This window comes from Micromonospora sp. NPDC057141, from assembly GCF_042670805.1.
Taxonomy (GTDB): Bacteria; Actinomycetota; Actinomycetes; order Mycobacteriales; family Micromonosporaceae; genus Micromonospora.
In genome coordinates this window covers 32401-41934 of sequence record NZ_JBHUVA010000061.1, presented here as the reverse complement: position 1 = coordinate 41934, position 9534 = coordinate 32401, and the positions used below count along the sequence as shown (strand labels likewise).

7 protein-coding genes and 3 pseudogenes are annotated in these 9534 nt (G+C 74.0%); all 10 read right to left on the bottom strand.

All coding sequences use genetic code 11. The features are described from left to right. Positions 1–32: 32 nt before the first annotated feature. Positions 33–1799: a ribonuclease Y gene (gene rny, locus ACFT41_RS24435; protein ID WP_377587414.1), complete on the bottom strand. Its 1767-nt coding sequence runs from the start codon at positions 1797–1799 to the stop codon at positions 33–35. Beyond that, positions 1796–1993 (bottom strand): hypothetical protein, encoded by a 198-nt coding sequence (locus ACFT41_RS24430; RefSeq protein ID WP_377587413.1) that lies wholly within the window; start codon positions 1991–1993, stop codon positions 1796–1798. Before ACFT41_RS24430 ends, rny begins: the two co-directional genes overlap by 4 nt. A gap of 522 nt (positions 1994–2515) precedes the next feature. After that, the gene (locus ACFT41_RS24425) at positions 2516–3238 is read right to left on the bottom strand and encodes a regulatory protein RecX (RefSeq protein WP_377587412.1); all 723 of its coding nucleotides are present in this window, start codon (positions 3236–3238) and stop codon (positions 2516–2518) included. 14 nt (positions 3239–3252) lie between these two features. Beyond that, positions 3253–3753: a hypothetical protein gene (locus ACFT41_RS24420; RefSeq protein WP_377587416.1), complete on the bottom strand. Its 501-nt coding sequence runs from the start codon at positions 3751–3753 to the stop codon at positions 3253–3255. A 171-nt stretch (positions 3754–3924) separates the two neighbouring features. Next, positions 3925–4497 (bottom strand): annotated as a pseudogene (locus tag ACFT41_RS24415) (LAGLIDADG endonuclease); the annotation flags it as partial. Between the two features lie 42 nt (positions 4498–4539). Next, positions 4540–5391, bottom strand: a pseudogene (gene recA, locus ACFT41_RS24410) (recombinase RecA); the annotation flags it as partial. A gap of 184 nt (positions 5392–5575) precedes the next feature. Next, positions 5576–5776, bottom strand: a complete 201-nt coding sequence (locus tag ACFT41_RS24405; protein ID WP_377587411.1) for a DUF3046 domain-containing protein — start codon at positions 5774–5776, stop codon at positions 5576–5578. Further along, positions 5767–7096 (bottom strand): annotated as a pseudogene (locus ACFT41_RS24400) (MFS transporter). The gene ACFT41_RS24405 and the pseudogene ACFT41_RS24400 overlap by 10 nt, the downstream one beginning before the upstream one ends. Positions 7097–7267: 171 nt before the next feature. Then, complete coding sequence (locus ACFT41_RS24395) at positions 7268–7972, bottom strand: UdgX family uracil-DNA binding protein (protein ID WP_377587410.1); 705 nt, start codon at positions 7970–7972, stop codon at positions 7268–7270. A gap of 187 nt (positions 7973–8159) precedes the next feature. After that, entirely contained in the window at positions 8160–9503 is a 1344-nt protein-coding gene (locus ACFT41_RS24390; RefSeq protein ID WP_377587409.1) for an aminotransferase class I/II-fold pyridoxal phosphate-dependent enzyme, read from the bottom strand. Between the last annotated feature and the right edge of the window lie 31 nt (positions 9504–9534).

Genomic DNA, 9534 nt, shown 5'->3' with positions numbered 1-9534 from the left:
GGGCCGACCCGGATTCGGGTCGGCCCTTCCGCTCAGCGGGCGATCTCGGTGACCCGGGACTCGCGGACCACGGTCACCCGGATCTGCCCCGGGTAGGTCAGCTCCTCCTCGATCTGCTTGGCCACGTCCCGGGCCAGCACCGCCGCGCCGATGTCGTCGACGTCGTCGGGCTTGACCATCACCCGGATCTCCCGGCCCGCCTGCATGGCGAAGACCTTCTCCACGCCGAGCTTCCCGGCCGCGATCTCCTCGATCCGCTCCAGCCGCTTGACGTACGCCTCAAGGCTCTCCCGCCGCGCCCCCGGCCGCCCGCCGGAGCAGGCGTCGGACGCCTGGGTGAGCACGGCCTCGATGGTCTGCGGGGGCACCTCGTTGTGGTGCGCCTCGATCGCGTGGACGACGTCCTCGCTCTCGCCGTACTTGCGGGCCAGGTCGGCGCCGATGATGGCGTGGCTGCCCTCCACCTCGTGGGTGAGCGCCTTGCCGATGTCGTGCAGGAACGCCGACCGCTTGATGGTCGGCACGTCCAGCCGCAGCTCGGCGGCCATGATCCCGGCGATGTGCGCGGTCTCCACCAGGTGCTTGAGCACGTTCTGCCCGTAAGAGGTGCGGTAGCGCAGCCGCCCGAGCACACCGACCAGCTCGTCGTGGATCTCGGTGATGCCCACCTCTACGAGGGCGTCCTCGGCGGCCCGGCGGCAGAGCTGCTCCACCTCCTGCCGGGCCAGGTCGTGGACCTCCTCGATCCGGTGCGGGTGGATCCGGCCGTCGAGCACCAGCTTCTCCAGCGTCAGCCGGCCGACCTCGCGGCGCACCGGGTCGAAGCAGGAGAGCAGCACGGCCTCGGGGGTGTCGTCGATGATCAGGTTGACCCCGGTGACCGACTCGAAGGCACGGATGTTGCGCCCCTCCCGGCCGATGATCCGCCCCTTCATCTCGTCCCCGGGCAGGTGCAGGACACTGACCACGCTCTCCGCGGTCTGCTCGCTGGCCACCCGCTGGATGGCGTCCACCACGATGTGCCGGGCGCGCTGTTCGGCGGTGTTGCGGGCGTCGGACTCGATGTCCCGCACCAGCAGGGCGGCCTCCCGCTTCGCCTGGGTCTCGATCACCTCGATCAGCTCGGCGCGGGCGGCGTCGGCGGTGAGCCCGGCGACGCGCTCCAGCTCCCGGCGGCGCTGCGCCTCCGCCTCGGCGACCGCCTGCTCGCGCTCGGCCAGCACGGTCTCGCGGGCGGACAGGGCGGCGCTGGCGGCGGTGAGCTGCCGTTCCCGGTCGGCCAGCCGCTCCACCTCCTCGGTGTGCAGCCGCTCCCGTTCGTCCATCCGGGCGGCCCGCCGCTCCACCTCGGCGGCCTGCTCCCGGGTGGTCGCGGCGAGCACCGCCACCTCGCGTTCCCCGCTGCGCCGGGCCGCCGTGCGCAGCTGCTCGGCGTCGGCCTCGGCCTGATTGTGCGCCCGTTCCAGGACGGTGTCCGCCTCCGCGCGGGCGTCGTCGAGCACCCGGTGGGCCTCGGCCCGGGCCGCCTTCGCCTCGGCCTTCGCGGCGGCGGCCTCGGCGCGCGCCGCCGACGCGGCGGACTTGGCCACGTCGATGGTGCTGTTCACCTCGTCGGCGGCGGTGCGCAGGGCGGCCAGCGACTGCTCCTGGCGGTCCTTCTCGGCGATGAAGGCCGGGTCCTCCGGGCGGGGCGCCGAGCTGAGCCGGCGCATCGTCCGCACCCCCACCAGCACCGCGCCGACCACGACCAGGACGAGGAGCAGCACCACCCCGAGGAGGACGGCATCGAAGGCGTTCACGGCCGGGTCCGCGCGCCGGACCGGGACTCCGCCGACTGTGCGCCGTCGCCGGCCACCGCCCGGGCGCTGCTGTCGGCCACCGCCCGCGTACCGCAGCATGCGCCGTTGCCGATCGCCGCCCACGCACCGCGACGTGTGTCGTCGCCGACCGCCGTCCTGCCGGGACCACCGGTGAACCTCTGCCGCCCCGCCATGGCCGCCTCCCCTGAACGTCGGCGCCGCAGTGAGCGTGCCGGATGGGCACGTGCGCTGCGGCTCTGAGACGCCCGACCTGAGCGACTGGCCGTGGGTAGCTTTCCGCCGGCGGTGCCCACGGGGCATCGCCGACGGCCGGGTGCAGTTGTCGCGCCGGCCCCGGACCGGCCTGTCCGGAGCTGGCACCGCAGCCGGCGGGCCGGCCAAAGTGATGCTGTTCTGTTACGCGTTCTATGTTGTGCGCTTTGCTTGCGCTTGGTCGGGCAATGTGAGCCTGTATGGCGAGGCTAGGTCTCCGGGTGCCGTCTGGTCAAGGACTCATGATCAAACCCCCCGAACGGAGAGAAGTCGACGGGTCACCCACCGCTGATGTCACGCCGGACACGGCCGGACAAAGGAGACCGGATCCGGTCCACACTGCGGGAACCGTCGGCGCTGCCCAGCCAGGCCGCCTCGGGTTGCTCAGCCAGCCGGGCCGAGCGGCGACTCGCCTGTCGGCCTGGCCGCCTCGGCGTGCCCGCTCAGTCGGACGGGCGGGTGTCCCGGTCGAGCCCGCCCTCCGCGTCGGCGAGCGCGTCCGCGTCGATGCCGTCGGCGAACTCGGCCGCCTCGGCGCTCTGCGCGGCGAGCGCGTCCTTCACCGCCCGGATCGCCACCCCCGGCGGGTAGCCCTTGCGGGCGAGCATGCCGACGAGGCGGCGGAAGACGGCGTCCGGCTCCCCCCGGGCCGTACGCAGCTTCCGCTCGACCAGCGCCCGGGCCGTCTCGGCCTCGGTCTCCTCGTCCAGCTCGCCGAGGGCCTCGCTGGCCACCTCGCCGTCCACGCCGCGCCGGCGCAGCTCGGTGGCGAGGGCCCGGCGGGCGAGCCCCCGGCCGGCGTGCCGGCTGGACACCCAGGCGCGGGCGAACGCGGCATCGTCGATGATGCCGACCTCGTCGTAACGGTCGAGCACCCCGGCGGAGACCTCCTCGGAGATCCCCCGCCTGGCCAGCGCGGCGGCCAGCTCGGCCCGGGTACGCGGACGCACGGCGAGCTGCCGCAGGCAGATCTCCCGGGCCAGCTCCGCCTCGTCACGGGGCGGAGCCTCGGTGCCGTGCGGGGCGTCCGCGCCCGTTTCCGGGGGGCTCGCCCCGTCGGACGGGCCCCGCCGGCCGCGCCGGGGACGGGGCGGGGTGTCGGCGTCACCCGCGCGGGGCGGGCTGGCATCCCAGCCCCGCCCCGTCCGGGCGCGTCGTCCTGCCACTGGTCAGCGGCCGGTCAGAAGTCGACCGGCGGCAGCTCGGGGCCACCGGCGGCGTCGCCCGCGCCGACCCCGACGCCAAGCTTCTCCAGGATCTTCTTCTCGATCTCGGCCGCCACGTCCGGGTTCTCGCGGAGGAACTCGCGGGCCTTCTCCTTGCCCTGGCCGAGCTGGTCGCCGTCGTACGTGTACCAGGCGCCGGCCTTGCGGATGATCGCCTGCTCCACGCCCACGTCGATGAGCGAGCCCTCGCGGGAGATGCCCTTGCCGTACATGATGTCGAACTCGGCCTGCTTGAACGGCGCGGCCACCTTGTTCTTCACGACCTTGACCCGGGTGCGGTTGCCGACCACGTCGGTGCCGTCCTTCAGGCTCTCGATGCGGCGCACGTCGAGCCGGACCGAGGCGTAGAACTTCAGCGCCCGGCCACCGGTGGTGGTCTCGGGGCTGTTGTGCACCATCACGCCGTCGACGAAGTAGTTGTGGTTGCCTTCGACCTCGATGTCGAACCGGTTCATCGACCGGCCCTTAGGCTTGACGTGCACGTCGATGATCCGAGCCGGCACCGGCGTCAGCTCCGCCGCGACGAACTGCGGCTCGACGGCGCACTGGCCACGGAACCGAGGCAGCAGCTTGGACTCCATCGCCGCCGGCACGAAGGGCGCGACCAGCTCCTGGAAGCGGGCAGACGCCTCAGTTGTGAAGATCACCGAGGCGATGCCCCGGGCACCACGGGAGGCGAGCTTCACGTCCAGCCCATACGCGTCGCGCAGGTGCTCGACCAGCCGAACCCGGCTGCCCTCCGCCATGGCCTCGACACAGATTTCGATCCGGCCGGAACCACCCGCCGTGCGCTCCTGCACGCCCTTGGATCGCAGGGTGAAGCAGCCGTCGTCCATGTACCAAACCGCGAGGGCGAGGGGGGTCAACGCCTTGAGGTAATCCCAGCTGAGGTGCTTCTTGCCGTCGCCCAGGTAGACCGCCCGGCGCAGCTCGTCGAGCTCCGGCAGGGGGGTGAAGTCGGCGAACGCGGCACCCCGTGCGTCGGTACGCCGGGAGTGCGTGATGTTGCCGAGCAGGGAAACCTTCCAGTCCAGGTAGTCTGCCTGTGCGGCACCGTGGCCGAGACGGAACCGGACTCCGTTGCGGTCGTGGCGGTTCGGCGAAAGGTTGCCATCACCCATCAGCGAGCCCAGGACGACCTGCCACTGCTGCTCGCTGAGGCGACGTGACTCGGCCAGCATCACGCGGTCGTCAGCGATCAGCTCGCCGGCTTCCCGCCAGCCGCCCGGCGTACGAATCAGGTGGTTGGCCGTGGCCGCGAACTGCGCTCGCCCGTTACCGCCCGACTTCGCCACGGTGAACTGGAGGAACTCCTCCGCCGGGCCGTTGTTGAACCAGTTGGTGATCCGCTTCGGCTCCACCCGGTCGGTCTCCGGATCGTAGGAGAGAACCTCGACGTCCATCCGCTGGTTGACGATCTTGCCGATCTTCTCCTGCGTGCCGTCGGCCAGGGTGACCCTGGTCGAGTACGACATGCATCCGAACATGACCCCGATCTTCTCGCGGAGCTGGTTGATGAAGATCGCCGTGGTGCCGGTGTTGTTGAGCACCCCGGTGATCTTCCGCAGCGCCTGGCTCATCAGCCGGGCCTGGAGGCCCACGTGGCTGTCGCCCATCTCGCCCTCGATCTCGGCGCGCGGCACCAGGGCCGCCACCGAGTCGATCACGATGATGTCGATCGCGCCGGAGCGGACCAGCATGTCCACGATCTCCAGCGCCTGCTCGCCGGTGTCGGGCTGGGAGACCAGCAGGGCGTCGGTGTCGACGCCGAGGGCCTTCGCGTAGTCCGGGTCGAGCGCGTGCTCGGCGTCGACGAACGCGGCGATGCCGCCGGCCCGCTGGGCGTTGGCCACCGCGTGCAGGGCCACCGTCGTCTTACCGCTGGATTCGGGACCATAGATCTCGACCACCCGGCCCCGGGGCAGACCCCCCACGCCGAGCGCCACGTCGAGAGCGATGGACCCGGTCGGGATGACCGAGGTCTGCACGACAGGGCGTTCCCCCAGGCGCATCACCGAGCCCTTGCCGAACTGCTTGTCGATCTGAGCGAGAGCAAGGTCGAGCGCCTTCTCCCGGTCAGGACCTGCTGCCATCGTTGCCACCCCTGCCTTCGCCGGCGTCTTTCCTGAGCTTCGCGTCACGCGGACACGCTAGGCGCTGGGTCCGACAGAAAACCAGCCGACGGGCCGCGAGCTGTGGACGAGCACCCCGCTGTGGACAATAGCCGAACAGGTGTACGACTCGACAAGCGACACGCGGGGGGAAAGAAAAGGCTGCTCAGCGTAGTTGCGCGGGCACCCGGTCAGGGTACGCGGCGACCACAGCCCGCCACACGACGTGGGTCTGCTCACCCGATCCGAGCGCCTGCTCGATGGTCCGCCCGCCGAGCTGGGACAGCACCTGGTCGGAGGCGATGCTGGTCGCGTACCCCGGGCCGAACGCCTCCTCCAGCCGGGTCCAGAAGTCGGTCAGCCGCACGTGTCAGTCCTCCTCGTCCGGCACCCGCGCGGGCACCGCACGCAACGCTAGCGCCAGCAGGGGCACCGTCGCGATCGCCGCCAGCAGGGTCAGCGTCGGATACCCGGCGACCTGCATGACGAACCCGCTCAGCGCCCCGGCGGCGGCCCCCGCCAGGCCCATCGTCAGGTCGGAGAGCCCCTGCACGCTGGGCCGCACGTCGGCGGGCACCGACTCCGACAGCAGGGTGGAACCGGCCACCATGGTCCCCGACCAACCCAGCCCGAGCAGGACCAGGCCGACCGAGAGGCCGGGCGTGTGGTGCCCGGAGGCGCCCGCCACCGCGCAGGCGACCAGCAGCACGGCCAGGCCGCCGAGGATCACCGGCCGCCGGCCGAGCCGGTCGGTGAGCCAGCCGACCACCGGGGAGAGCGCGTACATGCCGGCGATGTGCAGGCTGAGCACCACCCCGACCACCCCGAGCACGGCGGAGTCGTCGTGGTATTCGCCGAGGCGTACCGGGGTCATCGACATCACCGCGACCATCACGAGGTGGCCGACCGCGACGGCGGCGATGCCCAGCCGGGCCGCCGGCCGCTCGCGGACCACCCGCCAGGCGGCCCGCATGCCCGCGCCGCGCCGCCCGGTCGCCGCCGGGCCGGCGGCCGGCCCAGGGGCTTCGGGGGCCTCGGCCGCCGCCAGCCGGCGCGCGGTCAGCAGCGGGTCGGGCCGCAACAGCACCAGCAGTACGCCGGCGGTGAGGGTGAACGCCACCGCGCTGAACGCGAACGGGCCGGCCAGCGACGGCAGCCCCCACCCCCGGGTGGTGCGGTCGGCCAGTGCGGCGAAGTTCGGCGCGGCCACCGCCCCGATCGTGGTGGCCCAGACGACCAGGGAGAGCTGGCGGCCACGGCGGGCCGGCTCGGCGAGGTCCACGGCCGTGTAGCGGGCCTGGAGGTTGGCCGCCGAGCCCCCGCCGAAGAGCAGCATGCCGAGGAAGAGCAGCGGCACCTGGCGGGTCGCCGCGGCGAGCACCACCAGCACGCCCCCGGCCGCCCCGACCAGGTACGCGGTGACCAGTCCCGGCCGGCGGCCGTACCCCGTCATGATCCGGGTGACCGGGACGGCGAGCAACGCGGCGCCCACCACCCCGGCGCTCTGTGCCAGGCCGGCGACCGCCGTGCCGGCGATCCGGGCGGCGAGCAGCGCGCCGACCGAGATGCCGATGGTGACCCCGATCCCGCCGATGATCTGGGTCACGAAGAGCAGCCGCAGCGTGCGGCGCTGGATCGGGGCGACGTCGGCGCGGCTCGTGGCCGGCGCGGTGAGGTCGGTGGCCATCGGGACTCCTCGGTGATGGGCACGGTTCCCGGGTAAGGGGCGGCGGGCTGACCCATCCTTGCGCAGCCCGACCCGGCGCGACACCCCGGCTCCCCCGACCTCACCGGCCGGCACGGGTGAATCTTGGACGGTTGCGGTCCCGGAACGACAACTGTCCAAGATCGGAGGCGGTCAGGCCGAGAGGGCGCCGGCGGCGACCGTCAGGTCGGCGACCAGCCCGGCGTACGCAGTGTCCTGGTCGTCGGCGCGCAGCACCGCCGACGGGTGGATGGTGGCCAGGAGCCGGGCCGCCGGGGCGTCGGCGACCCCGCCGGCCGAGTCGACCGGCACCCGGGCGAAGTCCGCCGGCCGCTCGGCCGAGGCGGGCCAGGGCATCAGCGCGCCGCGCTGCCGGGTGACCCGGAACGACGGGCCGAGCAGCGCCTTGGCTGCGGTCGCGCCGAGCACCACGACGACCTCCGGACGCAGCCGGGCGAACTCGGCCACCAGCCAGGGGCGGCACGCGGTGACGTGCACCCGGTCCGGGGTCTGGTGGATGCGCCGCCTGCCACGCAGCTCGAACCGGAAGTGCTTCACGGTGTTGGTCAGGTACAGCTGGGTCGGGTCGAGCCCGGCGTCGTCGACCGCGCGGCGCAGCAGCCGGCCGGCCGGGCCGACGAACGGCAGCCCCTTCTGGTCCTCCAGGTCGCCGGGCTGCTCGCCGACCAGCACCACCCGGGCGTCGGCGCCGCCGCGGCCGAAGACCGTCTGGGTGGCGTCCCGGTACAGCTCGCAGCCCTGGCAGCCGCCTGCGGCGGCGCGCAGCTCGTCGATGGTGTCGGCCTGCGGCGGGATGAACTGCTGCGCACCGGGGGCGGTGTCGGTCTTGTCGGTCATGCCGATCTTTCTACCCGCCGTCGCCCCACCACTCCCACGCCCGGCCCACCCCGCCGCGCCGCACCCCGCCCCCGCACCCCGCCCCGCCGCCCCGCCGCTGAGGTTGATCAAGAGGTTTGCGTCACGATTCGGCCGGATCCTGACGCAAACCTCTTGATCAACACGTCGGGAGGGGACGCGGGGGCCGTCAGGCGGAGAAGTGGGGGTGGGGGTGGGGGTGGGGATGGAGGGCGGCGGCCGCCGCGTCGGCCAGGGCCGGGAGGTCGGCGGGGTCCAGCTGGCTGACCGTGAGGCGCAGGCCGGGGGCTGCGGCGATCCGGAACAGCGCGCCCGGGGCCACCGCCCAGCCGGCGTCGCGCAGGGCGGTGAGGGCGCTGGTCTCGTCGGGCACCGGGAGCCAGACGTTGATGCCGGTGCGGCCGTGCCCGGCCAGCCCGCGCGCGGCCAGCGCGGCGAGCAGGTCGCCCCGGCGGCGTTCGTAGCCGGTGCCGGCCCGGTCGACCAGGGCGGCCGTGGCCGGGTCGCGCCAGAGGGCGAGCACGAGGCGTTGCAGCACGGTGGAGACCCAGCCGGCGCCGACGCGGGCCCGGCCGGCGACCCGGGCGACGGTGGCCTCGTCGCCGGCCAGCACGGCCAGCCGTAGGTCGGGACCGTAGGGCTTGCTCACCGACCGGACGAAGGCCCACGCTCCGGTCGCCCCGGCGAGCGGGTGCAGCGGTACGCGGGCCAGTTCGGCGGCGTGGTCGTCCTCGATCAGCAGCAGGTCCTCGCGGCCGGCGAGGAGGGCGCGCAGCGCGGCGGCCCGGTCGGCGGAGACGGCCGCCCCGGTCGGGTTCTGCGCCCGGCTGGTCACCACCAGGGCGCGGGCCCCGGCGGCCAGCGCGGCGCGTACCCCGGCCTCGACCGGGCCCTCGTCGTCCACCGGCACCCCGATCGCGCGCAGCCCCAGCGCGGCGACCAGGTCGAGGAGGTTGGCCCAGCCCGGGTCCTCGACGGCGACCGCGTCGCCGGGGCGCAGGTGGGCGGCGAGCAGCCGTTCGATGCCGTCGAGCGCGCCGCCGGTGACCGTGACGTCGTCGGCGGGCACCCCGTCGGCGGCGAGCCGTTCCCGGGCCGCGTCGGCCAACTCGGGCAGGACGCCGGCCGACGCGTACCCGATGGGGGTGCCGAACTCGGCGGCGAGGGCGGCCAGGTGCGGGCCGAGCGGCGGGAGCAGCCGGGTGTCGGGCTCGCCGAGGGACAGGTCGCGGACGCCGGGCGCGGTGGTCGGGCGCAGCGCCCGGCGGGTGGCCACCGGCGGGCGGGGGCGGACCCGGGTGCCGTGCCGGCCGGCGGTGGCGAGCAGGCCGCGCTGGCGCAGGTCCTGGTAGGCGCGGGCCACCGTGGCCGGGCTGACGCCCAGTTCGGCGGCGAGGGCCCGCACCGGGGGCAGCGCAGCCCCGGCCGGCAGGTCGCCGACACGGACCCCCGACTCGATGCTGGCCGAAATCTCGGCGGCCGTCCCGCCGGTGACCTGATAACGTGCTGACACAATTCGAGGATTGTACTAGTACGAAAGCGGG